The organism is Microbispora sp. CA-135349 (assembly GCF_050947365.1).
Taxonomy (GTDB): Bacteria; Actinomycetota; Actinomycetes; order Streptosporangiales; family Streptosporangiaceae; genus Microbispora.
This window is the reverse complement of record NZ_CP192001.1, coordinates 2,607,100-2,632,349: the sequence shown is the minus strand read 5'-3', so window position 1 is coordinate 2,632,349 and position 25,250 is coordinate 2,607,100. Positions and strand designations below refer to the sequence as shown.

Below are 25,250 nucleotides of genomic sequence, written 5' to 3'. Positions count from 1 at the left end.
TTCGTGAGAAGGGGGCGCCGATGGATGAACCAGGGCGGCCGACGCGCATGACTCTCGCACCGCGGCGAGGGAGCCGGCCTCTTACAGGCCCTCGCCGCGGCGGATAAGAAGGAGTCCGCGCAGCATGCCAAGCAGACTAGCAGACGCCCGTTATCGGACGAGACACCCGATCACAATCCGAGACCGCCCGCCGGGTTAGGGTGAGCCGTGACGAAGGAGGCCAGATGAAGGACGACGAGATCCTCAAGCGGATCAGCGACCTGGTCGACGAGGAGCATTCGCTGCGCGAACGGCTGGTCGCGGGCGAGCTGACCTCGGAGGAGGAGCACGACAGGATCACCTCGCTGGAAGAACAGCTCGACCGCTGCTGGGACCTGCTGCGCCAGCGCCGCGCCCGGCGCGACGCGGGCGAGGACCCCGACCACGCCTCCCCACGCCCCGTCAACGAGGTCGAGAACTACATCCAGTAGAGCCACGCCCGCCGGCGTTCCACGATGTGAAAATCAGTCGCATCCCTGACAGGGTGTGCGGAATTCTTGTCGGCATGCAGATGATGCGCGTCGCCCCCGTCGAGAACGACGCCGAGCAGGAGGAAGACGACCCGTCCGGACCGGCGGGCCGGTCCCCTCTGGGCGGTCTCCATGCCGTCGCACGATTCTGCGACCGTCCGGGCCCCGTGATGTCCTGGCGGCACTTCGCGGCGAGCGTCTGCGGCGGCTCCGAGGGCGAGCGAGCCGAGGCGTGGGTGGCGCGCGACGACGGCCGGACCGTCGGCGACCAGACCGCCGGAGGCGACGTCGCCGGTGGTTACATCCTCTACTTCCCGCAGGACGACAACACCCACCTCGCCGTGCTCCGGCTGATGACGCATCCCGGCCGCCGACGTGAGGGGATCGGCGCCGCGCTGCTCGATCACGCGATCGGGCGGGCCCGCGGCGAGGGCAGGCGCGTGCTGATCGCCGAGGCCTCCGCCGACGGGCCGGCCACGGCGTTCGCCAAGGCCCGCGGGTTCTCCCCCGCCTCCACCGAGACCCGGCTGGTGCTCGACCTGCGTACGGCGGACTGGTCCGGCCTCGAACTCCTCCGGGCCCGCGCCGTACGGCACGCCACGGGCTACTCACTCGAACGGTGGGCCGGGCCGACCCCCGACGACCTGCTCGGCGACATGGCCCGCCTGTCGGAGGGCATGAACGACGAGCCGCTGGGCGACCTCGCGATGGAGGACCGGCGGTGGACCGCCGACCGGGTGCGCGCCCGGGAGGAGATGCTCGCACGGGCGGGCCAGCGGACGTACACGATGATCGCCCGGCACTCGGGCAGCGGACAGCCGGCGGGCTTCACCCAGCTCGTGGTGGACGCCGAGCGGCCGGAGGGATGGGCGCGCCAGAGCGCCACCACGGTCCTCGCCCCGCACCGCGGGCGGCGGCTCGGCCTGGTGCTGAAGCTCGCCAACATCACCTGGTTCCGCGCCTGCGAGCCGTCCGTGGAGCGTGTGATCACGTGGAACTCCGTGGCGAACCCCCACATGCTGGCGATCAACGAGGCGATGGGCTTCGAGGTGTTCGACACCTGGTACCAGTGGCAGCTCGACATCTGACCATGGGCGCGGGCCGGCGGTGACCGTCGCAGGGGCGAACCACTGCGGGCCTACGTGGTCTTCCGGGTGTAGACGACGCGGTCGACCAGCCGCTCGGGCCGGCCGGGCGGGGTGAAGTACAGGTCGAAGGTGTGCCGGTCGTCCGACCTGATGGTGATCACTGTGCGCATCGGTATGGTCTTCCCGGCGTACTCCGGGCCGAGCACGCCGGGGTCGGTGAACGTGCCGGGCAGCGACAGCACGTTGCCGGCCTTGGCGAGGGCGGGGCCGCGGTAGGTCATCGCGGTGGGGGTGACGCTGTCGAAGGTGGTCCACTCGTAGCGCCGGTCGATGGTGGAGAAGCCGAGGATCCCCAGCCGGTAGTAGGGGCGGCCGCCCAGGACGCCTTCGGCCTCCTCCTCCAGGAACCGGCCGCCCGTCTTGGCGATCCATCGCGTCTTGACCGTGATGTCGCGGGAGACGACCGGCTTGCCGTCGCCGCCGAGAAGATAGTTGTACTTGGTGGCCTTCCAGGTGCCGACCAGCGGGTCGAGCCGGCGGTGGAAAGGCCCCGGCTCGAGCGGGTCGGCGGATGCGCTCCGGGTCCGCGCGGCCGTCGCGGCGGCCGGCGCCGTCGCGGGGACCGGCACCGTCGCGGCGGCCGGCGCGCCGGTCAGGGCCAGTACGGCCACGGTCGAGACGACGGACAGGGACAGTTTCTTCAGCATGGGTGTCTCTCCGTGGGCTTGCGAGGGGCCGGCGGGCGAGATGGTGTGGCCGCGCCGACGTGAACGATCTCGGGCCGCGACCGGCCGGGGCTCTCGTACACCGGGCCGGCCGCGGGACGGATCATGACATCCGGGGAAAATGGGCTGATAGTGTCCCCGTCATCGGCTAGATGTGCATTTCGCACGGTTCACGGGAGGGTCCCGGCGAGTGGGGCGAACCGCGGACGACCTTCCGCTCCGGCTGGCCAGGGCCATGTTGTGGGCCTCGTTCGGCATCCTCGTCTACATCCGTGCGTTCAGCGCGCTGGACGGCGGCGCCGATCTGCTCGGGGTTCTGCTCCCGATGGCGTCCTATCCGCCGCTCGTCGCTCTGTCGATGTGGTGCTGGAGCCCGGCCGCCCGATACCGGCTGTTCGCCGCCGTGGTGCTGCTCTACTTCCTGCCGTACCCGTTCGTCGGGCAGTCCTGGGACTGGATGCCGTGGACCGTGGCCGCCGCCGCGCTGTGCGCGCTCCCCACACGGATCGCCTGGCCGCTGTTCGTCCTCGGCGTGGCCGCGTCCGGCGCGTTGGTCCTCCTCCCCGGCTTCGACGCCTATCCCGGGTTGGAGTTCCAGGCGGGCGTCGGCTACATGATCGTCACGGCGGACGACGGTCTCATCGTCTTCGGCCTGTCCAGGCTCGTCATGGCCGTCACGAGACTTCACCAGACCCGCGAGGAACTGGCCCGGACGGCCCTGTCGAGGGAACGGCTGCGGCTGGACGGAGAGCTGCGGCGCCTGCTCGGCGGGAAACTCCGGGCGATCGGGTTCCGGATGCGGACAGCGGCCCGGCAGGAGCCGGGCGAGGCGCGGCACTCCCTCCGGGAAGGGATCGAACTCGCGCGGCGCACCATGGCGGAGGTGCGTGCCACGGCCGGCGCCTACCGCGTCGACGCCCTCGAGAAGATCTCGGCGCCGATCGAGTCGCCACGGCCGGCGCGACGGGTGCTGCTCGCGGTCCTGGTCATCCAATGCCTGCTCGTCCTGAAGAACCTGCTCTACGTCCGCCCCGGCGACTGGCCGGCCTTCGCCTCCGCCGCCGTCCTGCTCGTCGTCATCGTGATCTTCCAGGTGCTCCCGCAGTCGCGGGCGGTGCTGGTCGCGCAGAGCCTGCTGATCCTGCTACCCCTGGCTGTCTTCCCCGACGCCTGGGACCGCCTGCTGAGCATCTTCACCGGTAAACTGCTGCTCAACGTGCGCCCGCCGCGCTCCTGGATGATCGTCGGAGTCGTCCTGGGCGGCCACCTCGCCTGGTTTCTGCACCGCATCGACCGCAACTACCTGTTCATCGACGACCTCCCCGCCGCGCTGGCCAACATCGGCGGCCACGTCATGATCATGTGGCTGGTCTACTGCCTCGGGCGGCTGAGCGGACTGCTCACCGTGCTGGAGCGGACCCGGCACGAGCTCGCCCAGGCGGCGGTGCGCCGCGAACGACTGCGGATCGCCGGTGACCTGCACGACATCCTGGGCTACAGCCTGTCGGCGGTCGCCCTCAAGGGCGAGGTGGCCGAACGTCTGCTCGGCACCGACCCCGCGAGGGCCAGAACCCAGATCACCGCACTGGGGTCATTGGTCGAACAGGCCCTCGTGGAGCTCGACTCCATCACCGGCGACCGGGTCGAGCTGCGGTTGAGCAGTGAGATCGACGCCGCCCGCGAGGTGCTGGCGAGCGCCGGGATCGACGCAGTGGTGCGCGTCGAGACGGGCCCGCTTCCCGCGGCGCTCGACACCTCGCTGGCCACCGTGCTGCGAGAAGGCGTCACCAACGTCCTGCGCCACAGTCAGGCCGGCACCTGCGAGATCACCGTGTCGGGTACGGCAGGTGGCGTACGGTTACGGCTGGTCAACGACGGTGCCGCCCTACGGGAGGAAGCGGAGCCGACGAAACGGCGCGGCACCGGGCTCGACAGCATCGCGGCGCGGACCGGCGGGCGGGTGACGGCGGGACACCGCACCGGTGAAATCTTCGAGGTGCTCGCCGAGTTCGCCGTACCGGCCGAACCCGGTGACGGGCCGTGGGGTTTCCCTCCGGTCTCGGGCACGCAGGCTCTCTCGGACGTGAGACCGCTGCCATGATCCTGTCCGTCCGATGCCGGCCGAGGCCGTTCGTTCGAGAGCCGGGAGGGTGATGCGAGTGATTCGCGTCCTCATCGCGGAGGACATGCACATCCTCCGCGAAGCGCTGATCGAGCTGCTGTCGTTGCACGACGACATCGAGGTGGTGGCGGGGGTGGCCTCCGGCCTGGAGATCGTGCCCGCGGCGCTGGAGCACCGGCCCGAGGTGGCCGTGATCGACATCGACCTGCCGGGGCTGGACGGCGTGGCCGCGGCGGCCGAGTTGCGAAGGGCGCTGCCCGGATGCGCCGTCCTGATCCTGACGGCGCTGACCAAACCGGGCGTCCTGCGCAGGGCGCTGGGCGTCCAGGTCGCGGGCTTCGTTCCGAAGGACATCCGGCCGGCCGAACTCGCCGCGGCGATCAGGACCGTCGCGGCGGGGGGACGAGCGGTGGACCCGTCGCTGGCGCTGGTCGCGCTGGAAGCGCCGGAAAGCCCGCTCAGCCAGCGCGAGACGGAGGTGCTGCGCATGTCGGCCACGGGCGCGCAGCCCGCCGAGATCGCCGAGCGGCTCTTCCTGACCTACGGCACGGTGCGCAACTACCTCACCTCGGCGGTCGCCAAGCTGGGGGCCCGCAACCGGGTCGACGCCATCCGGATCGCCACCGAGTCCGGCTGGATCTAGCCGGGGAGCTCCGCGACGACCAGGCAGGCTCCCGATGGTGCCGCCCTGCCTCCCGCGCCGCCGCGGAGCTCGGACAGCTGTGCAAAATGCACATCGGCCGGGTTACTGCGGCACTAACGGCTCCCCCCGCTCTCCTGCCACGATCTCGGTGAACCAAGATCCACCGAACGGCGTCCGCCGCGTGCCGCGGCTGCGCCGTCTTGTGAGCAGGAGACGTCATGGGAAAAACGGGCAACCCAACGCCGCAACGGGCGGCGGCCCTCGCAGGCGCCGGGGCACGCTGATGGAACCCACCGAAGTCCTGCCGATCGTCGCGATCCTGTCGATCGTCACCGTCGAGTTCGGCGGGCACGCGCTGCTGCGTTTCATCACCACCGACCGCGACAGGCTCGGAGCCCTCCGCGAGCGCTTCTTCCGCGCCGGCCACGCGCACGCGGGTGTGCTCCTGGTGCTCTCACTCGTCTATCTGTTGTACCTGCCCCGCGCCGGCTTCCCCGACGGCCTGGAATGGCTGTGCGGCGCCGCCCTGCTCGCCGGAGTGCTTGCCCAGTCGGGCGGGTTCTTCCTGCACCTCGGCATCGGCGAGGAGGGCCGGGGCTCGTACGGCACCGCGCTCACGCGGACCGGCGCCCTCCTCCTCGCGGCCGCGCTCATCGCCCTGGCGGCCGGACTCATCCGGGCCGTGTAGACCCCTCTGCGAGCGAATGGAGATGTGAATGATCCTGGTGACCGGCGCGACCGGGAACGTCGGCTCGGAACTGGTCGAGGCGCTGCTCGGGACGGGCCAACGGGTGCGGGCGCTCGTACGGAACCCGGGGGACGCCGCCCTGCCCCCTGGCGCGGAGCCCGCCGGCGGCGACCTCGACCGGCCGGAGAGCCTGACCGAGGCGTTCGACGGTGTCCGCCGTGTGTTCCTCCTGCCGGGCTACGAAGACATGCCCGGCCTGCTGGCCCGCGCCCGCCGGGCCGGGGTGGAGCGGATCGTGCTGCTGACGGGCGGCTCGGCCGCGCTGGAGGACATGACCAACGCCGTCTCCCGCTACATGACCCTCTCCGAGCGGGCCGTGCGGGCATCCGGGCTGCCCTGGACCGTCCTGAGGCCGAGGTCGTTCATGTCCAACGCCCTGCGCTGGCTCCCTCAGCTCGAGGCCGGCGACGTGGTGCGCGTGCCGTTCGCCGGCGTGCGCACCGCCGCCGTCGATCCCTTCGACATCGCCGCCGTCGCGGCCCGGGCGCTGCTGGACGACGGGCACGACGGCCTGATCCACGACGTGACCGGCCCACAGGCGCTGCTGCCCGCCGACCAGGTAGCCGTCCTCGCCGGGGTGCTCGGCAGGGATCTGCGCTGCGAAGGCCTGACCGACGCCGAGGCCCGGGCCGAGATGGAGGCGCGGATGCCCTCGCGGTATGTCGACGCGTTCTTCCGGTTCTTCGCCGACGGCACGCTGGACGAGTCGCGAGTCCACCCCACTGTGCGCGAGGTGACCGGACGCCCACCCCGCACCTTCGAGCAATGGGCGAACGCCCACGCCGACGCCTTCCGCATCGCTCAGGACGCATCCACCTTGTGCGATCGTCATTGATTCGGCGGCCGGACTCGCTGTACGAATAGCGGAGTCAAGGTGATCCAAGACGCGACCGCCGCTCCCGTCCCTCCTTTGGGATTCATTCGGAGAACCGGCGCAAGTGGAGTGTGATGAACCGCTCGATCCGCGGCAGGGGGATCATCGTCAAGGCGCTGGCCGGGCTCGTTTCGGGCGCGATCGCCGGGGCCTCCATGAGCGCGGTCTACCAGACCTACGGAGCCCGGCGTGATCGCCGCCGGTTCCCTCCCCCTGGACGGATGGTCGACGTCGGCGGCCGCCGGATCCATCTGTGGACCGCGGGCACGGGCTCGCCGGCCGTCGTGATCGTGCCCGGACTGGGCGAACCGGGTGTGAACTGGGCCGCGCTGTCACCCGAACTGGCGGTGGAGTCGTCGGTTGTGCTCTACGACCGAGCCGGACTCGGGTGGAGCGATCCGTCTCCGTGGGCGGGAACGGCGTTGGGAGCCGCCCGCGACCTGCGGCGCGCGCTGGACGAGGCGGGAATCGCTCCGCCGTACGTTCTGGTGGGGCATTCGGCCGGAGGGAACATCGTCCGGCTGTTCGCAGCCGACAGGCCCGACGCGGTGGCGGCGGTCGTCCTCGTCGATTCCAGCCATCCCGAGCAGATCCGCCTGCTGCACCGGACGAGAGTCGCCATCACGCGAGAAATGCTGCGCTCGCGCCTTACGCCGCTGGGACTTCGGCGCCTGGCCTTCGACGCCGGGTGGAGCGACCGCGTCCGCCGCGAAGCCGAGGCCCGGCGCCTGCCGTCGAAGCTCCTCCCCCTCAGGATCGCCTTCGACCTCAGCGACCGGCAACGCCGCGCGGAGCTGCGTGAGGCGGCGGCCGCGATCACCGTCAACCCCGTGCAGGTCCGCCGCCGAGCACCGAGCCTGGGCGCGATCCCACTCACGGTCGTCTCTTCCAGCCCGGACGAACCGCCGGGCACCGACGTGGAGACGCTCGCGGAACAGCGCCGCTTCTACTCCGTCTGGTCTCCGCTCCAGGCCGACCTGGTGCGGCTGTCCTCGAACGCCCAGCACGTCGTCGCGGAGCATGCGGGGCATCACATCCACCGGGACCGGCCCGAGCTGGTCGTCAAGGTGATACTCGACCACGTGCGGCGAGCCCGGATCGAGGCCGGGCGCGACGGCTGAACGGATACGCGAAGCCGAATCCGCGTTTCCCCGGAGATCAGATCCTCATCCACCCGGCCGTCCTGCCCCTGGCGGGGCGTCGCCGGAGACGACGGAGGAAGCGGTCGGGCCGTGCGCAGTGCCGGGTCCGGACGGCCCCCACCGCTCCGGCGGCGCGGAGCCTCCGGCGCGGCCGAAGGCGTTCACACGTGCGATCGCTTCCTCCCCTCCAGGGTAAGCGCGGTGCCGCGGCCGGCGACAGGGCTCAGACGGACAACAGCCGGTGGACCTCCTCGTCCTGGAGCTCCCGCGCCGGGCCGGACCGGACCACCCGCCCGGCGTCGAGGATCACGAACCCGTCGGCCATCCGCAGCGCGAGGTCGAGGTACTGCTCCACCAGCAGGATCGCGAGACCGGTCGCGTGCAGGCGCTCGACGGCCTCCTCGATCTCCAGGATGATCGACGGCTGGATGCCCTCGGTCGGCTCGTCCAGGATCAGCAGCTTCGGCCGGGTCACCAGGGCCCTGGCCATCGCGAGCTGCTGCTGCTGGCCGCCGGACAGGAAACCCGCCGGCCGTTTGAGCAGCGGCTTGAGCCGGGGGAAGACCTCCAGCGCCTCCTCCAGCGCCGCCCGGTCGCGGTGCGCGGACGCCTCCAGCGTGACCAGGAGGTTGTCCATCACGCTGAGCTGGGGGAACGTCTCGTGCCCCTGGGACACGTAGCCCATGCCGAGCCCTACGCGCTGGTCGGGGCGCAGCCGGGTGACGTCCCTGCCCTCGAAGGTCACCCTTCCGCCGGTCGCCGGGAGCACGCCCATGACGGTGTCGAGCAGGGTCGTCTTGCCGACCCCGTTGCGGCCCATCACGCAGACGAGGCGGCCCGCGGGCACCTCAAGCGAGACGCCGAAGAGCACCCGGGCCCGGCCGTACCCCGACTCCAGTCCCTCAACGGACAGCATCCTCCGCACCCTCCCTCGCCCGGCCCAGATAGATCTCCTGCACGCGCGGGTCGGCCCGCACCTCCTCCACCGAGCCCTCCGTCAGCACCCTGCCCTCGTGGAGCACGGTGACCTGGGAGGCGTAGCGGCGCAGGAAGTCCATGTCGTGCTCGACCACGACCACGGTGTGCTCGCGGGCGACCTCGGTGAGCAGTTCGCCGGTGCGCTCGCGCTCGTCCTGCGCCATGCCGGCGACCGGTTCGTCGAGCAGCAGCAGCCGGGGCCGCTGGACGATCAGCATGCCGATCTCCAGCCACTGCCGCTGGCCATGGGACAGCACCCCGGCCCTGCTGCCCGCCAGGCCCGCCAGGCCGGTCGTCTCCAGCGCCGCCGCCACCTCCTCCGGCACCCCGCGCCCTCGGCGCAGCAGCGACCAGAGGGGACGGCGGAACGACGCGGCCAGGTCGAGGTTCTCCAGCACGGTGAGCTCCTCGAAGACCACCGAGGTCTGGAACGTCCGGCCCACGCCGAGCCGGACGATCTCGTGCTCCCTGCGGCCCACGAGGCTCTGCCCCTCGAACCGCACGGTGCCTCCGGTGGGCCTGGTCAGGCCCGTGATCACGTCGATGAGGGTCGTCTTCCCCGCGCCGTTGGGCCCGATCAGGAAGCGCAGCTCGCCCCGGCCGACGGTCAGGTCCACGCCGTCGAGCGCCCGGAAGCCGCCGAAGGCGACCTCGAGACCCCGAATCTCCAGCAGCACGGTTTCTGACAGCGCTTCGCTCACGCCCGGGACTCCCTTCTCCGTACGAGGTTGGCGGCCAGGCCCGCGATGCCCTTGGGCGCCAGCGCCATGACGAGCACGAACAGGGCGCCCTGCAGGTACAGCCAGGCGTCCGGAAGCTCCTCGCTGAAGTACGTCCGCGCGTATCCCATGACGACCGCGCCGAGCACCGCGCCGGCCAGCGCGAACCGGCCGCCGACCGCCACCGCGACGACGAGTTCGAGCGAGGGGACGACGCCGAGCAGGGCCGGCGAGATGATGCCGACCACGGGCACGAACAGCGCCCCCGCGATCCCGGCCATGCCCGCCGACACGGCGAAGGTCAGCGTCTTCACGGTGGCCGGGTTGTAGCCGAGGAAACGCACCCGGTCCTCGCCGTCCCTGACCGCCAGCAGCAACCTGCCGAACCGGCTGCGGACGAGTTGCCGCGCGCCCAGGTAGAGCGCTCCGAGCACGGCCGCCACGAGCAGGTAGAGGCCCCGCTGGGTCTCGTCGGCCGCCACGTCGTGGCCGAAGAAGTCGAAGAAGTTGGTCAGGCCGTTCGTGCCGCCGGTCAGCCCCTGCTGCCCGACCAGCAGGATCACCATCGCGGCCGCCAGCGCCTGGGTGAGGATCGCGAAATACGCCCCGCGTACGCGCTGGCGGAACACCAGCGCGCCGAGCAGGAGCGCGACCGCGACCGGCAGCACGACGACCATGGCCAGCGCGAAGACCGGGTTGCCGAACGGCTTCCACAGCGCCGGCAGCTTCTCCACCCCGCTCCAGACCATGAAGTCGGGCAGGTCGCCCGCGGCGTCGTTGAGCTTGAGATACATGCCCATCGCGTAGCCGCCGAGGCCGAAGAACACCCCCTGTCCAAGCGTCAGCATGCCGCCCTGCCCCCAGGCGAGGCCGATGCCCAGCGCCACGATCGCGTAGCAGAGATACTTCGCCAGCAGGCCGAGACGGAACGGCTCCAGCAGCAGCGGCGCCACCACCAGGGCGAGCACGGCCACCGCCGCGAACACCCCCGCGAACACGGCCGTGCCCTGCCACCGGCGCCCGGCCCGTACGTCCGGCGTCGCGGTGGGCGTGCTCCCCGCGGGCGCCTCGACGGCCGTCATGTCAGCGCCCGCGACCGGACGAAGAACAGCCCCTGCGGCCGGATCTGCAGGAAGCCGATGATCGCCACGAAGACCACCACCTTGGCGAGGCTGGCGTCGCTCCAGAACTCGGCGTAGGAGTTCAGCAGGCCGAGCCCGATCGCCGCCAGCACCGCGCCGCGAAGCTGTCCCAGGCCGCCCGCGACGACCACGAGGAACGCGTCCACGATGTAGTACGTCCCGAGCGTGGGGCCGACCGGGCCGATCAGCGTGAGGGCGACCCCGGCGACCCCGGCGAGCCCCGAGCCGATGAAGAACGTCCGCTGGTCGACCCGCCCGGTGTCGATGCCGCTCGTGGCCGCGAGCCTCCTGTTCTGCATGACCGCCCGCATGCGCCGCCCCTGCCCGGTCCGGTTCATGTACGCCCAGATCGCGAGCACCGACAGCACCGCGAGCGCCATGATGAACAACCGGTTGTACGGCAGGATCCCGATGCCGCCGCGCAGCCAGGCGGGCGAGGCGACCTGCACGTTGGGCGCCCCGAACAGGTCCCGGGCCAGTTGCTGGAGCATCAGGCTGACGCCCCAGGTGAGCAGCAGCGTGTCCAGCGGGCGCCCGTAGAAGCGCCGGATCAGCGTGCGCTCCAGCACCAGGCCCATGAGCCCGGCGACCACGAACGCGGCCGGGAGCGCGACCAGGAAGCCCACGCCCTGGAGCAGGTACGCCGTGTAGGCCCCCGCCATGATGAACTCGCCGTGGGCCATGTTGATCACGCCCATCTGCCCGAACGTGAACGTCAGCCCGAGGGCGATGAGCAGCAGGACCGCTCCGATCGACAGCCCGATCGGAAGCTGGTTCAGCACCCCTTCCACGTCACCTCCCGGCGATGTCCCGTGGCCCGGTTCACACCAGGCCGCCGGCCCAGGAGTACGTCTTGAGGTAGGGATCCGGCTTGATCGGTTCGCCGGAGTTCCACACCTCCTTGATCTGGCCGTCCGGCTGGACGACCCCGATGCGCGCGGTCTTGTACACGTGCTGGTTGTCGCCGTCGATGGTGACCTTGCCCTCGGGCCGGTCCAGGCCGACCCCGCCGGCGGCCTTCTTGACGGCCTCCACGTCGGTGCTCCCGGCCTTCTTCACGGCCTCGGCCCACAGGTAGACGGCGTTGTATCCGGCCTCCATCGGATCGGAGGTCACCTTGTCGGCGCCGTACTTCGCCTTGAACGCGGCGACGAACTTCTCGTTAGCCGGGGTGTCGGTCGTCTGGTAGTAGTTCCAGGCCACGAGCTGCCCGGCGACGTTGTCGACCCCGATCCCCTTGACCTCCTCCTCGGCCACGGACACCGACATGACCGGCATCCGGTCGGCGCCGATCCCGGTGCTCTTGAGCTGCTTGAAGAACGCGACGTTGCTGTCGCCGTTCAGGGTGTTGAAGACCGCGTCCGGCTTCGCCTCGACGATCTTGTTGACCAGCGTGCTGTATTCGGTGTGCCCGAGCGGGGTGTACTCCTCGCCGAGGATCTCCATTCCGTTCGCCGCGGCGTACGCCTTGATGATTTTGTTCGCCGTCCTCGGGAAGACGTAGTCGCTGCCGACGAGGAAAAGCTTCTTCTTGCCCTGCTCCTTCAGATAGTCGAGCCCGGGAACGATCTGCTGGTTGGTCGTCGCGCCGGTGTAGAAGATGTACGGCGAGCTCTCGAGCCCCTCGTACTGCACCGGATACCACAGCAGCGCCTTGCGTTTCTCGAATACGGGGAGCATCGCCTTCCGGCTCGCCGACGTCCAGCCGCCGAAGACGGCGGCGACCTTGTCCTGTGCGATGAGCTTGGTGGCCTTCTCCGCGAACGTGGGCCAGTCGGACGCGCCGTCCTCCACGACGGGCTCCAGTTTTCTGCCCAGCACGCCGCCGGCCGCGTTGATCTCGTCGATCGCGAGCAGCTCCGCGTCCCTGACCGTGACCTCGCTGATGGCCATCGTGCCGCTGAGCGAGTGGAGAATCCCCACTTTTATGGTGCCAGAGCCCCCGGACGAGGCCGCCGTGTCATTTTCGGACGATTGGCCGGCACAGGCCGCGAGCGTCGCGGCCGCCAGCGCGAACGCCGCGCCAGTGCGCCATACTGAGTTCCGCAAATGCCTCTCCCTTGCCGCTACGGCCCCCGCGCCGATCCGTCTGCCGCAAAGGTGGGCGCGCGGTATTTCCCGCCGAAATCCCGGCGGTTAACAAGTCATTAGCGAAGGCTCACCGCCGTCCGGATACGCATACGAAATCAGCGGGTAACGCGGGGGAAACGCCGGGTACTTATCGTCCCGCCATGCGGCTCACTCCACACGAACAGGAACGGCTCCTCATCCACGTCGCCGCGGGCGTGGCCCGCGAGCGCAGGGAGCGCGGCCTTCGCCTCAACCATCCGGAGGCGACGGCCCTCATCGCGTCCTTCCTCCTGGAAGGCGCCCGCGACGGCCGCAGCGTCGCCGACCTGATGGACGCCGGCCGCAAGATCCTGCGGCGCGAGGACGTCATGGAGGGCGTGCCCGAGATGCTGGAGTCCGTACAGATCGAGGCCACCTTCCCCGACGGCACCAAGCTCGTCACCGTCCACCACCCGATCACATGAGCGCGCCGGGCGAGATCCTGTGCGGCGACGGCGACGTGCCGCTGAACCCCGGCAGGGAGCGGATCACCCTGAGAGTCGTCAACACGGCCGACCGGCCGGTGCAGGTCGGGTCGCACTACCACTTCGCCGCCGCCAACCCCGGCCTGGAGTTCGACCGCGAGGCGGCCTGGGGCACCCGCCTCGACATCCCGGCCGGCACCGCGGTCAGGTTCGAGCCGGGGGTGGAGCGCGACGTCACGCTGGTCCCGATCGCCGGGAACCGCGTCGTACCTGGCCTTCGTCCCGAATGGGCCGGACCGCTCGACGGGAGGGCCGATGTCTAGCGTCGAACGCGCCCGCTACGCCGCGCTGTACGGCCCGACCACGGGAGACCGGGTGCGCCTGGCCGACACCGGCCTGTACGTCGAGGTGACCGACGACCTGTCGATGGGCTCCGCCGGGGCGGGCGACGAGGCCGTGTTCGGCGGCGGGAAGGTCATCCGCGAGTCGATGGGGCAGTCCCGCGCCACGCGCGCCGAGGGCGCCGCCGACCTCGTCATCACGGGCGCGGTGATCCTCGACCACTGGGGCGTGGTCAAGGCCGACATCGGCGTGCGCGACGGCCGGATCACCGCCGTCGGCAAGGCCGGCAACCCCGACACCATGGACGGCGTCCACCCGGACCTCGTCATCGGCCCGTCCACCGAGATCCTCGCGGCCAACGGAAAGATCGTCACGGCGGGCGCGGTCGACTCACACGTCCACCTGATCTGCCCGCAGATCCTCGACGAGGCGCTCGCCTCGGGCGTCACCACGGTCGTCGGCGGCGGCACAGGGCCCGCCGAGGGCACGAAGGCCACCACGGTGACCGGCACCTGGTATCTCGGCCGGATGCTGGAGTCCCTCGACGCCTATCCGGTCAACGTGGCCCTGCTCGGCAAGGGCAACACGGTCAGCGAGGAGGGGCTGCTCGAACAGCTCAGGGCCGGGGCGTCGGGCTTCAAGCTGCACGAGGACTGGGGCACGACTCCGGCCGCCATCGACGCGTGCCTGCGGGTGTGCGACGCCACCGGGGTGCAGGTCGCCATCCACACCGACACGCTGAACGAGGCGGGGTTCGTGGAGTCGACCCTGCGGGCCGTCGACGGCCGGGCGATCCACGCCTATCACACCGAGGGCGCCGGAGGCGGCCACGCCCCGGACATCATCACGGTGGCCTCCCATGCCAACGTGCTGCCGTCGTCCACCAATCCGACCCGGCCGCACACCGTCAACACCCACCACGAGCATCTGGACATGCTCATGGTGTGCCACCACCTCAACCCCGCCATCCCGGAGGACCTGGCGTTCGCCGAGTCGCGGATCAGGCCGACGACGATGGCGGCCGAGGACGTGCTCCACGACATGGGCGCGATCTCGATGATCGGCTCGGACTCCCAAGCCATGGGCCGGGTCGGCGAGACGATCATCCGTACCTGGCAGACGGCGCACGTGATGAAGCTGCGTCGCGGCGCGTTGCCGGGCGACGGCGCGGCCGACAACCTCCGCGCCCGCCGGTACGTCGCCAAGTACACGATCAACCCGGCGATCGCCCACGGCCTGGACGCGGAGATCGGCTCGGTGGAGCCCGGCAAGCTCGCCGACCTCGTCCTGTGGAGCCCGGCCTTCTTCGGGGTGAAGCCCGACCTCGTCGTCAAGGGCGGCGTCATCGCGTACGCGCAGATGGGCGACGCGAACGCGTCGATCCCCACGCCGCAGCCCGTGCTCCCCCGTCCGATGTTCGGCGCGGTCCCGGCCACCGCGGCCGCGACCTCACTGCACTTCGTCGCGCCGCTCGCGCTGGAGGACGGCCTGGCGGACCGTCTGGCCGTCGGCAGGCGGCTGGTTCCCGTGGCCGACGTCCGCGCCCGGCGCAAGGACGCGATGCCGCTCAACGACGCCCTGCCGGACATCCGGGTGGACCCCGACACCTTCGCCGTACGCGTGGACGGTGAGCTGATCGAGCCCGCCCCGGCCGAGTCGCTGCCGATGGCGCAGCGCTACTTCCTCTTCTGACGGGCGAGGAGACGTGGGCGTGAGAGAAGCCCCCGTTATGCGGGGTGCGGCGGGCATGAGGGGGGCGCGGGTATGAGAGGGGACGCGGCGCTGCTGCTGCTGGCCGACTCCCGGCTGCCGGCGGGCGGGCACGCCCATTCCGGCGGCGTTGAGGAGGCCGTGCGGCTGGGCACGGTCACCGGCACCGGCGACCTGGCGCGTTTCCTGCGCGGCAGGCTCGCCACCGCCGGCCTGGTCACCGCCGCCCTCGCCGCCGCCGCGTGCGAACTGGCCACCGCCGAAAACGACGCCGAAGACACCACCGACAACGCCGCCGAAACGGTCGCGGACACCGCCCCCGGCAGCGCGCCCGGAAGTCCCGCCCGCAGCGGCAGTGCCGGGCGAGAACCCGGTGCCACCCGCGCCCCGGAGGCACCGCACACGGACGGCGCCGCAGTCGGCGCCGCGGACGGCGCCGCGCTGTGGCGGCGGCTGGACGCCGAGGCCGACGCCAGGGTCGCCTCGCCCGCCCAGCGGGAGGCCGCCCGCACCCAGGGGCGGCTCCTGCTGCGTACGGCCCGCCCGATGTGGCCCTCGGCCGCCCTGGACACGCTCGCGCGGGCCCTGCCGGAGGGCCCCCACCACCCCGTCGCGCTCGGCGCGGCGGCTGCCTCGGCGGGCTGCACTCCCCGTCAGGCCGCGCTGGCCGCCGCCTACACCTCGGTCACCGCCCCGGCCACGGCGGCCGTGCGGCTCCTCGGCCTCGATCCGGTCGCCGTCCACCGCCTGCTCGCCGGCCTCGCGCCCGCGTTCGAGGACGTGGCCCGCGCCGCCTGCGCGTCGCTCGACGACGCGGTCCCGGCGGACGAGGAATCGGACGAGCGCGAGCCGGGACAGCATGCGGGATTCCACTCGGGACACCATCCCGGGCACAACTCCGGACGGCAGCCCAGGCGGCACGCGGCGTGGCCGGCGCGATGGCACGCGCTGCCCGGGCACAGCGCGCCCGCGCTCGACCTCCTCGCGGAGAGACACCTGACCAATCCGATGAAGCTCTTCGTCTCCTGACGTCCCCACACCGGCCATCGCTAGAGAAAGACGAGGCTCCCACATGGGCGCTCACCACGACGACCTCCACGATCCGGCCGAGCCACACGGCCGGGCACTGCGCCTCGGCATCGGCGGGCCGGTCGGCAGCGGCAAGACCGCCCTGGTGGCGGCGCTGTGCCGCGGCCTCGGGCCGTCCCTGCGGCTCGGGGTCGTGACCAACGACATCTACACCACCGAGGACGCCGACTTCCTGCGCCGCGCGGGGGTCATCGACCCCGAACGGATCCTCGCGGTGCAGACCGGCTGCTGCCCGCACACCGCCATCCGCGACGACATCGCGGCCAATCTGGACGCCGTCGAGACGCTGGAAGAGCGGTTCGGGCCGCTCGACCTCGTGATCGTCGAGAGCGGCGGCGACAACCTGACCGCGACGTTCAGCCGGGGCCTGGCCGACCGGCAGATCTTCGTGCTCGACGTGTCGGGCGGCGACAAGGTGCCCCGCAAGGGCGGGCCGGGGGTGACCTCTGCCGACCTGCTCGTCGTCAACAAGACCGACCTCGCGCCGATGGTCGGCGCCGACCTGACCGTGATGTCCCGCGACGCGGCGGCCGTGCGGGACGGCAAGCCGGTGCTGTTCACGTCGATCCGGGAGGACAAGGGCGCGCACAGTGTGGCGGAGTGGGTGACGCACATGGTCGACGCCTGGCGGCGCGAGCACGGCCGACCGCACCACCACGCCGCCCCGGCCTCCTGACCGCCGTGACGGCCGTCACCGCGCGTGCGCTGATCAGGACGGAGGCCGCGGGCGGAGGCCGGACCCGCCTCGAGACGCTCCGGTCCGACCCGCCGCTGACGCTGCGGCAGACCGGCCCGAGGCGGGTCCACCTCGTCTCGACGGGCGCGGGCCCGCTGCGCGGCGACCACCTCGAACTCGGCGTGGACGTCGCTCCAGGCACCTCGCTGGAGGTCCGCTCGGTGGCCGCCACGCTGGTGCTGCCCGGTCTCGCGGACGCCCCCTCGGCCATGGTCGTGCGGGCGCGGGTCGGCGCGGGCGCCACCCTGTGCTTCTCCCCCGAGCCGACCGTCCTCGCCGCCGGATGCGCCCACCGCCTCGTCGTACGGCTCTCGCTCGCCGAGGACGCCACGGTCTTCTGGCGGGAGGAGCTCGTGTTCGGGCGGCACGGCGAACGGCCGGGGCGCGGCCACGCGCGCTTCGACGCGACCGTGGCCGGACGGCCCCTGCTCCGCCAGGACCTCCTGGTCGGCGAGGAGCCGGTGGACGGCAGCCCGGCCGTCTACGTGGACGCGCGGTGCGTCGGCTCCACCCTCCTCGCGGGACCCGCCTGGGCTCCGCGCGCCGTGCCCGACGACAAGCGCGAGCGGCGGGCCGTGCTGGGGGACGGCTGGGCGGCGCTGCCGCTGGCCGGTCCCGGCGTGCAGGTGTGCGCGCTCGGCGCGGACGCGGTCCAGCTCAGGGAGCGGCTGCGGCGCGGCGAGGAGGCCGCGGCCGCCGTCCCGTCACCGGCCCCGACCGGTCTGGACGGGCTCCTGGGCACGCCAGGGGCTGAAACCGGCCGCCCCTGGCCGTAGCCTGGTGATCGTGTCGCACCCCACGCAGCATCCTGGCGGGCCGAGGCGAGGCACCAGCGTGGCCGGCGTCCTGCGGGCCGCCGGCGTGTTCGTCTCGGGGTTCGCGCTGGCGGTGACCGCGCTGCTTCCCTGGGCGGGACTCACCGCGGAGTTCGGCATTCTCGACGCGTCGCTCACGCACGCCGTGCGGGGAGTGGACGCCGGTCCCGGCTGGTTCGTGCTCGGCGCCGGGATCACGGCGATGCTGCTCGGCGTGCTCGGCGCGGCGCGAAGCTGGCTGTTCACCGGGCTGGCGATCCTGCCCGGCGCGGTGGCCGCCTTCGCGCTGGCCATGTTCCTCGCCGACCCCCGCGACCTCGTGGGCCGGCTCGACTTCCAGGTCTCCGGGCTGCTGCGGGTGCACCCGACGATCCAGTACGGCTGGTTCGCCGGCCTGGTGGCCTCGGTCGCGCTGGCCGTCCTGGCCGCCGCCGCGCTGCTGCGCCGCCGCTGAGGCCCGTCAGTCGTAGAAGCCGAGACGTCGCAGCTGCTTGGGGTCGCGCTGCCACTCCTTGGCGATCTTCACCCGGAGGTCGAGGTAGACCCGGGTGCCGAGCAGCGCCTCGATCTGCTGCCGTGCGCGGGTGCCCACGTCCTTGAGTCGCGCGCCACCCGGGCCGATCACGATGGCCTTCTGCGAGGGCCGCTCGACGAACATGTGGGCGTACACGTCGAGGAGGTCGTCGCGGCCCTCCCGGGGGTGCATCTCCTCGACGACCACCGCGATCGAATGGGGCAGCTCGTCGCGTACGCCCTCCAGCGCGGCCTCCCGGATCAGCTCGGCGACCAGCACCTGCTCCGGCTCGTCGGTCAGCTCCCCTCCGGCGTACAGCGGAGGCGACTCCGGCAGCCGCTTGACGAGCACGTCGGCGATGACGTCGAGTTGCTCGCCGCCCTGCGCGGACACCGGGACGATCTCGGCGAACTCGGCCAGCGCGGACACCGCGAGAAGCTGGTGCGCGACCTGCTCGCGGGTGGCCAGGTCGCACTTGGTGACGATGGCGACCACCGGGGTCTTCTTGACGGCCGCGAGCTTGTCGACGATGAACCGGTCGCCCTTGCCGATCGGCTCGTTGGCCGGGACGCAGAACCCGATGACGTCGACCTCGGTGAGCGTGGACAGCACCAGGCTGTCCAGCCGCTCCCCGAGCAGCGTACGGGGACGATGGAAGCCGGGGGTGTCGACGATCACCAGCTGGGCGTCCGGCCGGTGGACGATGCCGCGGATGGCCCGCCGCGTGGTCTGCGGCTTGGACGAGGTGATCGCCACCTTGGTGCCGACGAGGGCGTTCATCAGCGTCGACTTGCCGACGTTGGGCCTGCCGACGAAGCAGGCGAAGCCCGCACGGAAACCGCTGGGTTCGGCGTTCAGGTCCACGTCAGATGTACCGGCCCTTCAGCGAGCCGTCCGGGGCGGCGAGGAACAGCGTGCCGTTGCCCATGTCCTCGACGACGGCCAGGTCCTGCTCCGCCGCTTCGTCGGAGGCGGTGACGACCGCCGCCGCCTCCAGCGACTTCGCCCCGCTGGACACGGCCATGGCCACGGCCGCCTGAAGGGCCGAGAGCCGGAGCGAGGGCAGGTCCACCGTGGTCGCGGCGTACGTCCGGCCGGTCTCGTCGCGCACCGCCGCGCCCTCGGGGGTGCCGCCACGCGCCCGCGCCGACCTGGCCAGCGTAATGATCTTGTTGTCCTCGGGGTCCAGCGTCTCTGTCACGCGTCAAGCGTACCGACCTCGCGCACGAGCAACCGTGTCAGTTCGGCCGTACGAGCCGGGTCGGGCGGGGTCAGGCCCGCGTGCACGAGCGCGATCAGCGTGTGGCCGGAACGGGCGACGACCAGGTGCATGCGGTAGGGGTAGCCGCCGACCCGGCCGGTCAGCGCGCGGGCGGCCGCGTCCGCGCCCCCGATGCCGGGCAGCGGCGTCCGCGCCGCCGTCAGGCGGTCGTACGGCGTGCCGCCGTCGGCCGTCGCGCAGTGGGAGAGGGCGTCGCGGAGCGCGGCGAGGTGCCCGGCCGCCTCACCGCCGTCGTAGACGGCGACACCGACCCCGGCGAGTTCGCCGGCGTGCGCGGCCTGGTAGGTGGCGGCGGTCGAGCCGCTGAGCCCCTCGCGCGGCGGCCTGCCCGCCGCCGCGTCGAACAGCAGGCGGCACGCGCGGGCGCGAGGACGGAACGGCGGACGCCAGGGCGCCCGCGCGTGGCTGAAGAACCCCTCGGGGAGTCCGTCCATCCTGCCGAGCACCGTCCGCTGCCGGACCGCGTCTCCCCCCTTGCCGGGGGCCCTGACGGCGGCTCTGGCGGCGGCGTACGTGACGCCGCCCGTGCCGCAGGCGCCGGTGGCCAGCACCAGGCAGCCCGCGACGGCCGCGTGGACGATCCGCATACCCGCCTCCCCGCTTTGCCGGGGTTTTCCTTCCCCGGACCGCGAGCGGGTAATCACATTGTGTAATCAATACGGGGCTCTCACCCCGAGTGGGGTGAGAGCCCCGCACCGATCACGGATCCCCCCATGAGAGGCTCCGGTGCGCCGCGAACCCCTCCCGGCGCGCCGGACTCCCCAACGAGGCGCCCCGAACCCCTTCTGAGCGCCTGGGACAACAATGACGGAGCCGGCTTGCAGATCGGTTGAAAGCCGCTTGCAGTACGGAGCGGTCAGCCGTCACTCGTGGTCGGCGCCGGCGGCCACGACCTCGTCGTCGGTGGCCGGCTCCTCGCGGCGCACGACGACCGTGCTGATCCGGTTGCGGCGTCCCGCCAGGTTCTCGGCCGTCAGGCGCAGGCCGCCGACCACCGCTTCCGAGCCGGCGATCGGCACCCGGCCGAGGGCGTGCGCCAGCAGGCCGCCGACCGTGTCGACGTCCTCGGCCTCGATCTCGGTGTCGAACAGCTCGCCGAGCTCGTCGATCGGCAGCCGCGCGGTCACCCGCACCGCCCCGTCGTCCAGCCACTCGACCCGCGGGGCCTCCTGGTCATACTCGTCGGCGATCTCTCCGACGATCTCCTCGATGACGTCCTCGATGGTGACGAGGCCGGCGGTGCCGCCGTACTCGTCGATGACGATGGCGAGGTGGATCTGCCGCGCCTGCATCTCGCGCAGCAGTTCGTCGATGGGCTTGCTCTCCGGCACGTACGTCGCGGGGCGCATGAGCTCGTCCACCCGCACGCCGCCGTCGCCGGTGTCCTGGATGCGGCGGACGATGTCCTTGAGATAGGCGATGCCCACCACGTCGTCCTCGTTCTCCCCCACCACGGGGATGCGGGAGAACCCGCTGCGCAGGGCCAGCGACAGCGCCTGGTTCAGCGTCTTGCCGCGCTCGATGAAGATTATGTCGGTGCGCGGCACCATGACCTCGCGCACGAGCGTGTCACCCAGCTCGAAGACCGAGTGGATCATCTCCCGCTCGTCGGGCTCGATGACCCTGCGCTGCTCGGCCAGGTCGACGAGGTCACGCAGCTCGGCTTCCGAGGTGAACGGGCCCTCGCGGAAGCCCTTGCCGGGGGTGAGCGCGTTGCCCAGCAGGATCAGCAGCTCGGGCAGCGGCCCGAAGATCCGGGTCAGGCCGTACACGATGGGCGCGCTCGCCAGCGAGACCGGCTCGGCGTGCTGGCGGCCGAGCGTACGCGGCATGACCCCGACGATGACGTAGCTCACCAGGATCATCACCACGGCCGCCACGGCGTACGCCTGTCCGCGGTCGCCGAGCCAGTCGATGAACAGCAGCGTCGTGATCACCGTCGCGACGAGCTCACAGCTCAGGCGCAGCAGGAGCACCAGGTTGAGGTAGCGCGGGGGGTCGGCGACGATCGCCTGCAGCCGCACCGCGCCGCGCCGGCCCTCCTTGACGAACTCCTCCGCGCGCACCCGGGAGATGCGGGTCAGCGCCGTCTCCGCGCTCGCCAGCAGGCCGCCGGCCACGATCAGGAAGACGGCGGAAAGCAGCCAGCCGTTGCTCACGGCTTACGCCGCACCTCCCGCCAGGCGCCGAGGAGTTCGTCCTGCAGTCCGAACATCTCGGCGTGCTCCTCGGGCTCGGCGTGGTCGTAGCCGAGCAGGTGCAGGATGCCGTGCGTGCACAGCAGCTCCAGCTCGTCCTGCGCGCTGTGCCCGGCCTCGGCGGCCTGCTTGGCCGCCACCTGGGGGCACAGCACCACGTCGCCGAGCAGCGCCGGGTCGGGGGACGCGTCCTCGTCCCGGCCGCCGACGTTGGGCCGCAGCTCGTCCATGGGGAAGGCCAGCACGTCGGTCGGGCCCGGCTCGCCCATCCACTGCTCGTGCAGCTCGGCCATCGCCGCCTCGTCGATCACCAGGATCGACAGCTCGGCCAGCGGGTTGATCCCCATCCGGCCGAGGACGTGTCCGGCCAGCTCGACCAGCGCCGACTCGTCGACCTCGACGCCGGACTCGTTGGCCACCTCGATGCTCACGGGGTCTCCTCACCCGTCATGGTCACGCTCACCGCCGGTTGTTCCGCGGCCGCTTGTTGATCGCGCGGGGCTCGGAGGCCATCGCCGCGTCGTATCGGCCGTAGGCGTCGACGATGTCGCTCACCAGCTTGTGCCGTACGACGTCGGCGCTGGTCAGCCTGCTGAAATGGATGTCCTCGATGCCCTCGAGGATGTGCTGCACGACCTTCAGCCCGCTGTCCTGGCCGCCGGGCAGGTCGATCTGGGTCACGTCACCGGTGACCACGATCTTCGAATTGAACCCGAGCCTGGTCAGGAACATCTTCATCTGCTCGGGCGAGGTGTTCTGCGCCTCGTCCAGGATGATGAAGGCGTCGTTGAGCGTCCGGCCGCGCATGTAGGCGAGCGGCGCGACCTCGATCGTCCCGGCCGACATCAGGCGGGGAATCGAATCGGGGTCGAGCATGTCGTGCAGCGCGTCGTACAGCGGCCGCAGGTATGGGTCGATCTTCTCGTAGAGCGTGCCCGGCAGGAAGCCGAGCCGCTCCCCCGCCTCGACGGCCGGGCGGGTGAGGATGATCCGGTTGACCCGCTTGTTCTGCAGGGCCTTCACGGCCTTCGCCATCGCCAGGTACGTCTTGCCGGTGCCGGCGGGCCCGATACCGAAGACGATGGTGTGCCTGTCGATCGCGTCGACGTACCGCTTCTGGTTGATCGTCTTCGGGCGGATGGTCCGGCCCCGCGCGGACAGGATGTCCAGGGACAGGACCTCGGCCGGACGTTCGGTGGCCTGCCGCAGCATGTGGATGCTGCGCTCGACCGCGTCGGGGGACAACTCGGCACCCGAGCCGACCAGCTCCACCAGCTCCTCGAAGAGGCGTACGACGACGCCGCTCTCCTCGGGACTGCCGGTGATCGTGATCTCGTTGCCCCGCACGTGTATGTCGGCGCTGAAGGCGCCCTCGATGACCCGCAGCAGTTCGTCACCCGACCCGAGGAGGCTGACCATCGGCTGCCCCTCGGGGATGACTACCTTGGCCTGGGTCTTGTTGATTTGCTGTGACTCGGACATGGGCGGCCCTTGCGGCCCTGATCGCCTCCCTAGTTCCCTCCCCACTTTAGCCGCTCAGCCGGGGGGCCAGGTGAGGTCCCGGCCGCCGAGCACGTGCGCGTGGACATGGAAGACGGTCTGCCCCGCGCCGGGGCCGGTGTTGAACACGATCCGGTAGCCGGTCTCGGCCACGCCCTCCTGTACGGCGACCGCGTGGCACGCCTTGAGCAGGTCGTCGGCGAGGCCGTCGTCGGCCGCGGCCAGCGCGGCGGCGTTCTCGTGATGGGCCTTGGGCACGACGAGGACGTGGGTGGGGGCCTGCGGATTGATGTCACGGAAGGCCAGCGCCCGCCCGGCTTCCAGGACGATGTCCGCCGGGATCTCCTTGGCCACGACCTTGCAGAAGAGGCAGTCGCTCACGCGAGAAGCCTAGTGCCCCTCCCCCCGATCTTCGCCCCGTGGCGAATCATGTCGGTCGCGGCACCAGCCGTTGACGGTAGTTGATGACTGCAATGATCCCCCCGGCTAGTGTGGGTGTGCGAGACTGCACGAACACAACCCCCCTAGTGTCGGGCGAGGACACCGCTGGGCCATGCCCCCTCATGATTCGGAAGAACGTAAACCCCCCGGGGATGACGAGCGTCCTATTGATGTGACCACCGAGACCCTCGTGGCCGACAGGTCGTTGGGAACGGTGCCCGTCGGATGGGATGCCGACATGGCCGTGACGGCGCTCTACAGCGCTCACTATCGGTCACTGGTGCGTCTCGCCGTGCTGCTGGTCCGTGACGTGGCCAGCGCGGAAGAAGTCGTTCAGGACGCGTTCGTCGCCCTCCATGGCGCCTGGCGCAGGCTGAGAGACACCGACAAGGCACTGGCCTATCTTCGCCAATCGGTCGTGAATCGATCGCGTTCCGTGCTGCGGCACCGCGCGGTCGTCGAGAAGTACGCGCCGAAGGGGCTGCCGGACGCGCCGAGCGCGGAGAACGGCGCGATCGGCGAACTGGAACGCTCGGCCGTCATCGAGGCGCTCCGCGGCTTACCGACCCGCCAGCGCGAGGCGCTGGTGCTGCGTTATTACGGCGACCTGTCGGAGGCCGAGATCGCGCACGCGATGGGTATCAGCAAGGGCGCGGTGAAGAGTCACACGGCCCGCGGCATGGCCGCACTACGGATGGCACTGGAGCAGTTCTCATGACCTTCCCTCCCGACGACGAGTACGGCGAGTTGCTCCGCCGTACCCTGCGCGCGGAGGCGGACTCGGTCGTGCCGTCTCCCGATGGACTCGAGATCATTCGCAGGCGGATCGACCATCGCGGCCTGCGTGGCCTGCGTGGCCTGCTGTGGTGGCGCATAGGAGCGGCCGCCGCCGGGGCCGTGCTCACGGCGGGCGCGGTCGTCGCCCTCGTTCCCGACCTGCGTGAGCAGGTGGGGCAGCAGACCGGCATCCTCGACGTCCGCAACGAGCACAAGGACGAGCCGACGACCTCGTCCGTGAGCCGGCCCCCCAATGTGGCGCCGTCCCTGCCCGAGGTGGTCGTGCCCATCGCTCCGAGCCCGTCGCGCGCGCGGCCGGCCCCGTCCCCGACGCACAAGGCGGGCGTGACCACCCGGCCGTCGCCGTCGCCGTCCGATCCCTGCGTCGCGCCGGCCTCCGAACCCGGGGTGATCGAGCCTGACACGCCCCTCCCGCCGACGTGCTCGCCGACCTCGGTGACGCAGCCGCCCACGGTGACGCCCACGGCCTCGACGCGCCCTCCGACGACCCGGCCCACCACGGCCCGGCCCACCACGGCGGCGCCTACGGCGACCACCCAGGCCCCGACGCCCACGGAGACGTTCACACCCAACTCGGCGACCGAGTCGCCCGCCTCCTGAC

At 71.5% G+C, this 25,250-nt stretch carries 29 protein-coding genes; 16 read left to right on the top strand and 13 right to left on the bottom strand.

Translation table 11 applies throughout. From position 1 onward, the window contains the following. Positions 1–224 precede the first annotated feature (224 nt). Both ACQPZZ_RS12460 and ACQPZZ_RS12455 read left to right on the top strand, forming a co-directional pair. Positions 225–470 carry a DUF2630 family protein gene (locus ACQPZZ_RS12460; protein WP_363646438.1) on the top strand — a complete coding sequence of 82 codons (246 nt, stop codon included), beginning with the start codon at positions 225–227 and terminating at the stop codon, positions 468–470. Positions 471–544: 74 nt separating this feature from the next. Continuing rightward, a complete protein-coding gene (locus ACQPZZ_RS12455) occupies positions 545–1,597 on the top strand; it encodes an N-acetyltransferase family protein (RefSeq protein WP_432931727.1) in 1,053 nt (350 codons plus the stop codon). A gap of 50 nt (positions 1,598–1,647) precedes the next feature. On the opposite strand, the gene ACQPZZ_RS12450 is transcribed toward ACQPZZ_RS12455, so the two are convergent. Next, positions 1,648–2,304 carry a DUF1579 family protein gene (locus ACQPZZ_RS12450; RefSeq protein WP_432931725.1) on the bottom strand — a complete coding sequence of 219 codons (657 nt, stop codon included), beginning with the start codon at positions 2,302–2,304 and terminating at the stop codon, positions 1,648–1,650. 208 nt (positions 2,305–2,512) lie between these two features. Between ACQPZZ_RS12450 and ACQPZZ_RS12445 the strand changes: the two genes are divergently transcribed. The 5 genes from ACQPZZ_RS12445 to ACQPZZ_RS12425 all read left to right on the top strand — a co-directional run bounded on the left by ACQPZZ_RS12445 (position 2,513) and on the right by ACQPZZ_RS12425 (position 7,830). Further along, a complete protein-coding gene (locus ACQPZZ_RS12445; RefSeq protein WP_432931724.1) occupies positions 2,513–4,423 on the top strand; it encodes a sensor histidine kinase in 1,911 nt (636 codons plus the stop codon). 58 nt (positions 4,424–4,481) lie between these two features. Beyond that, a complete protein-coding gene (locus ACQPZZ_RS12440; RefSeq protein ID WP_363646442.1) occupies positions 4,482–5,087 on the top strand; it encodes a response regulator transcription factor in 606 nt (201 codons plus the stop codon). Positions 5,088–5,370: 283 nt separating this feature from the next. Then, positions 5,371–5,775 (top strand): hypothetical protein, encoded by a 405-nt coding sequence (locus ACQPZZ_RS12435; RefSeq protein ID WP_432931721.1) that lies wholly within the window; start codon positions 5,371–5,373, stop codon positions 5,773–5,775. 28 nt (positions 5,776–5,803) lie between these two features. Next, positions 5,804–6,670 carry an NAD(P)H-binding protein gene (locus ACQPZZ_RS12430; RefSeq protein WP_432931719.1) on the top strand — a complete coding sequence of 289 codons (867 nt, stop codon included), beginning with the start codon at positions 5,804–5,806 and terminating at the stop codon, positions 6,668–6,670. Positions 6,671–6,783: 113 nt separating this feature from the next. Then, the gene (locus tag ACQPZZ_RS12425; protein WP_432931717.1) at positions 6,784–7,830 is read left to right on the top strand and encodes an alpha/beta fold hydrolase; all 1,047 of its coding nucleotides are present in this window, start codon (positions 6,784–6,786) and stop codon (positions 7,828–7,830) included. A gap of 244 nt (positions 7,831–8,074) precedes the next feature. Here the strand turns inward: ACQPZZ_RS12425 and urtE are convergent, their stop codons facing one another. Genes urtE through urtA form a run of 5 tightly spaced genes read right to left on the bottom strand, consistent with a single transcriptional unit; the run spans position 8,075 to position 12,739 of the window. After that, entirely contained in the window at positions 8,075–8,767 is a 693-nt protein-coding gene (gene urtE, locus ACQPZZ_RS12420) for an urea ABC transporter ATP-binding subunit UrtE (protein ID WP_432931715.1), read from the bottom strand. Beyond that, the gene (gene urtD / locus ACQPZZ_RS12415) at positions 8,754–9,530 is read right to left on the bottom strand and encodes an urea ABC transporter ATP-binding protein UrtD (RefSeq protein WP_363646447.1); all 777 of its coding nucleotides are present in this window, start codon (positions 9,528–9,530) and stop codon (positions 8,754–8,756) included. Before urtD ends, urtE begins: the two co-directional genes overlap by 14 nt. Beyond that, on the bottom strand, positions 9,527–10,630 hold the full coding sequence (urtC, locus tag ACQPZZ_RS12410; protein WP_363646448.1) for an urea ABC transporter permease subunit UrtC: 1,104 nt from the start codon (positions 10,628–10,630) through the stop codon (positions 9,527–9,529). The genes urtD and urtC overlap by 4 nt, the downstream gene beginning before the upstream one ends. Beyond that, positions 10,627–11,481 carry an urea ABC transporter permease subunit UrtB gene (urtB, locus tag ACQPZZ_RS12405; RefSeq protein ID WP_363646449.1) on the bottom strand — a complete coding sequence of 285 codons (855 nt, stop codon included), beginning with the start codon at positions 11,479–11,481 and terminating at the stop codon, positions 10,627–10,629. The genes urtC and urtB overlap by 4 nt, the downstream gene beginning before the upstream one ends. Before the next feature lie 31 nt (positions 11,482–11,512). Continuing rightward, the gene (urtA, locus tag ACQPZZ_RS12400) at positions 11,513–12,739 is read right to left on the bottom strand and encodes an urea ABC transporter substrate-binding protein (protein ID WP_432931712.1); all 1,227 of its coding nucleotides are present in this window, start codon (positions 12,737–12,739) and stop codon (positions 11,513–11,515) included. A gap of 182 nt (positions 12,740–12,921) precedes the next feature. On the opposite strand from urtA, the gene ACQPZZ_RS12395 reads away from it, so the two are divergent. From ACQPZZ_RS12395 to ACQPZZ_RS12365, 7 genes are all read left to right on the top strand, one after another. Then, positions 12,922–13,224 carry an urease subunit gamma gene (locus ACQPZZ_RS12395; RefSeq protein ID WP_363646450.1) on the top strand — a complete coding sequence of 101 codons (303 nt, stop codon included), beginning with the start codon at positions 12,922–12,924 and terminating at the stop codon, positions 13,222–13,224. After that, the gene (locus ACQPZZ_RS12390; RefSeq protein WP_432931710.1) at positions 13,221–13,547 is read left to right on the top strand and encodes an urease subunit beta; all 327 of its coding nucleotides are present in this window, start codon (positions 13,221–13,223) and stop codon (positions 13,545–13,547) included. Before ACQPZZ_RS12395 ends, ACQPZZ_RS12390 begins: the two co-directional genes overlap by 4 nt. Next, the gene (locus tag ACQPZZ_RS12385) at positions 13,540–15,258 is read left to right on the top strand and encodes an urease subunit alpha (RefSeq protein WP_432931708.1); all 1,719 of its coding nucleotides are present in this window, start codon (positions 13,540–13,542) and stop codon (positions 15,256–15,258) included. Before ACQPZZ_RS12390 ends, ACQPZZ_RS12385 begins: the two co-directional genes overlap by 8 nt. Positions 15,259–15,330: 72 nt before the next feature. Then, positions 15,331–16,305, top strand: a complete 975-nt coding sequence (locus ACQPZZ_RS12380; protein WP_432931706.1) for an urease accessory protein UreF — start codon at positions 15,331–15,333, stop codon at positions 16,303–16,305. A gap of 43 nt (positions 16,306–16,348) precedes the next feature. After that, positions 16,349–17,041 (top strand): urease accessory protein UreG, encoded by a 693-nt coding sequence (ureG, locus tag ACQPZZ_RS12375; RefSeq protein ID WP_432931704.1) that lies wholly within the window; start codon positions 16,349–16,351, stop codon positions 17,039–17,041. Positions 17,042–17,046: 5 nt separating this feature from the next. Continuing rightward, positions 17,047–17,877, top strand: a complete 831-nt coding sequence (locus ACQPZZ_RS12370) for an urease accessory protein UreD (protein ID WP_432931702.1) — start codon at positions 17,047–17,049, stop codon at positions 17,875–17,877. A 10-nt stretch (positions 17,878–17,887) separates the two neighbouring features. Next, entirely contained in the window at positions 17,888–18,370 is a 483-nt protein-coding gene (locus ACQPZZ_RS12365) for a hypothetical protein (protein WP_432931701.1), read from the top strand. A gap of 6 nt (positions 18,371–18,376) precedes the next feature. Here the strand turns inward: ACQPZZ_RS12365 and era are convergent, their stop codons facing one another. From era to ACQPZZ_RS12330, 7 genes are all read right to left on the bottom strand, one after another. Beyond that, the gene (era, locus tag ACQPZZ_RS12360; protein ID WP_363646457.1) at positions 18,377–19,294 is read right to left on the bottom strand and encodes a GTPase Era; all 918 of its coding nucleotides are present in this window, start codon (positions 19,292–19,294) and stop codon (positions 18,377–18,379) included. A gap of 1 nt (position 19,295) precedes the next feature. Further along, positions 19,296–19,631 carry a cytidine deaminase gene (locus ACQPZZ_RS12355; RefSeq protein WP_363646458.1) on the bottom strand — a complete coding sequence of 112 codons (336 nt, stop codon included), beginning with the start codon at positions 19,629–19,631 and terminating at the stop codon, positions 19,296–19,298. Further along, positions 19,628–20,299, bottom strand: coding sequence for a hypothetical protein (locus ACQPZZ_RS12350; protein ID WP_432931699.1), 672 nt, complete (start codon positions 20,297–20,299; stop codon positions 19,628–19,630). The genes ACQPZZ_RS12355 and ACQPZZ_RS12350 overlap by 4 nt, the downstream gene beginning before the upstream one ends. Positions 20,300–20,575: 276 nt before the next feature. After that, positions 20,576–21,871 carry a hemolysin family protein gene (locus ACQPZZ_RS12345; protein ID WP_363646460.1) on the bottom strand — a complete coding sequence of 432 codons (1,296 nt, stop codon included), beginning with the start codon at positions 21,869–21,871 and terminating at the stop codon, positions 20,576–20,578. After that, positions 21,868–22,341 (bottom strand): rRNA maturation RNase YbeY, encoded by a 474-nt coding sequence (gene ybeY / locus ACQPZZ_RS12340; RefSeq protein ID WP_079312172.1) that lies wholly within the window; start codon positions 22,339–22,341, stop codon positions 21,868–21,870. The genes ACQPZZ_RS12345 and ybeY overlap by 4 nt, the downstream gene beginning before the upstream one ends. 28 nt (positions 22,342–22,369) lie before the next feature. Then, positions 22,370–23,392, bottom strand: coding sequence for a PhoH family protein (locus tag ACQPZZ_RS12335; protein ID WP_363646461.1), 1,023 nt, complete (start codon positions 23,390–23,392; stop codon positions 22,370–22,372). A 54-nt stretch (positions 23,393–23,446) separates the two neighbouring features. Then, positions 23,447–23,791 carry a histidine triad nucleotide-binding protein gene (locus ACQPZZ_RS12330; RefSeq protein ID WP_363646462.1) on the bottom strand — a complete coding sequence of 115 codons (345 nt, stop codon included), beginning with the start codon at positions 23,789–23,791 and terminating at the stop codon, positions 23,447–23,449. 298 nt (positions 23,792–24,089) lie between these two features. Between ACQPZZ_RS12330 and ACQPZZ_RS12325 the strand changes: the two genes are divergently transcribed. Both ACQPZZ_RS12325 and ACQPZZ_RS12320 read left to right on the top strand, forming a co-directional pair. Next, positions 24,090–24,569 (top strand): SigE family RNA polymerase sigma factor, encoded by a 480-nt coding sequence (locus ACQPZZ_RS12325; protein WP_111697223.1) that lies wholly within the window; start codon positions 24,090–24,092, stop codon positions 24,567–24,569. Beyond that, a complete protein-coding gene (locus ACQPZZ_RS12320) occupies positions 24,566–25,249 on the top strand; it encodes a hypothetical protein (RefSeq protein ID WP_432931696.1) in 684 nt (227 codons plus the stop codon). Before ACQPZZ_RS12325 ends, ACQPZZ_RS12320 begins: the two co-directional genes overlap by 4 nt. Position 25,250: the final 1 nt, after the last annotated feature.

Bases quoted from the DNA above. Each gene is read 5' to 3' on its own strand.
- ACQPZZ_RS12460 (WP_363646438.1), top strand. From the start codon at position 225: ATGAAGGACGACGAGATCCTCAAGCGGATCAGCGACCTGGTCGACGAG.
- ACQPZZ_RS12455 (WP_432931727.1), top strand. From the start codon at position 545: ATGCAGATGATGCGCGTCGCCCCCGTCGAGAACGACGCCGAGCAGGAG.
- ACQPZZ_RS12450 (WP_432931725.1), bottom strand. From the start codon at position 2,304: ATGCTGAAGAAACTGTCCCTGTCCGTCGTCTCGACCGTGGCCGTACTG.
- ACQPZZ_RS12435 (WP_432931721.1), top strand. From the start codon at position 5,371: ATGGAACCCACCGAAGTCCTGCCGATCGTCGCGATCCTGTCGATCGTC.
- ACQPZZ_RS12430 (WP_432931719.1), top strand. From the start codon at position 5,804: ATGATCCTGGTGACCGGCGCGACCGGGAACGTCGGCTCGGAACTGGTC.
- ACQPZZ_RS12425 (WP_432931717.1), top strand. From the start codon at position 6,784: ATGAACCGCTCGATCCGCGGCAGGGGGATCATCGTCAAGGCGCTGGCC.
- urtE (WP_432931715.1), bottom strand. From the start codon at position 8,767: ATGCTGTCCGTTGAGGGACTGGAGTCGGGGTACGGCCGGGCCCGGGTG.
- urtC (WP_363646448.1), bottom strand. From the start codon at position 10,630: ATGACGGCCGTCGAGGCGCCCGCGGGGAGCACGCCCACCGCGACGCCG.
- ACQPZZ_RS12395 (WP_363646450.1), top strand. From the start codon at position 12,922: ATGCGGCTCACTCCACACGAACAGGAACGGCTCCTCATCCACGTCGCC.
- ACQPZZ_RS12390 (WP_432931710.1), top strand. From the start codon at position 13,221: ATGAGCGCGCCGGGCGAGATCCTGTGCGGCGACGGCGACGTGCCGCTG.
- ACQPZZ_RS12385 (WP_432931708.1), top strand. From the start codon at position 13,540: ATGTCTAGCGTCGAACGCGCCCGCTACGCCGCGCTGTACGGCCCGACC.
- ACQPZZ_RS12380 (WP_432931706.1), top strand. From the start codon at position 15,331: ATGAGAGGGGACGCGGCGCTGCTGCTGCTGGCCGACTCCCGGCTGCCG.
- ureG (WP_432931704.1), top strand. From the start codon at position 16,349: ATGGGCGCTCACCACGACGACCTCCACGATCCGGCCGAGCCACACGGC.
- ACQPZZ_RS12350 (WP_432931699.1), bottom strand. From the start codon at position 20,299: ATGCGGATCGTCCACGCGGCCGTCGCGGGCTGCCTGGTGCTGGCCACC.
- ACQPZZ_RS12335 (WP_363646461.1), bottom strand. From the start codon at position 23,392: ATGTCCGAGTCACAGCAAATCAACAAGACCCAGGCCAAGGTAGTCATC.
- ACQPZZ_RS12325 (WP_111697223.1), top strand. From the start codon at position 24,090: ATGGCCGTGACGGCGCTCTACAGCGCTCACTATCGGTCACTGGTGCGT.
- ACQPZZ_RS12320 (WP_432931696.1), top strand. From the start codon at position 24,566: ATGACCTTCCCTCCCGACGACGAGTACGGCGAGTTGCTCCGCCGTACC.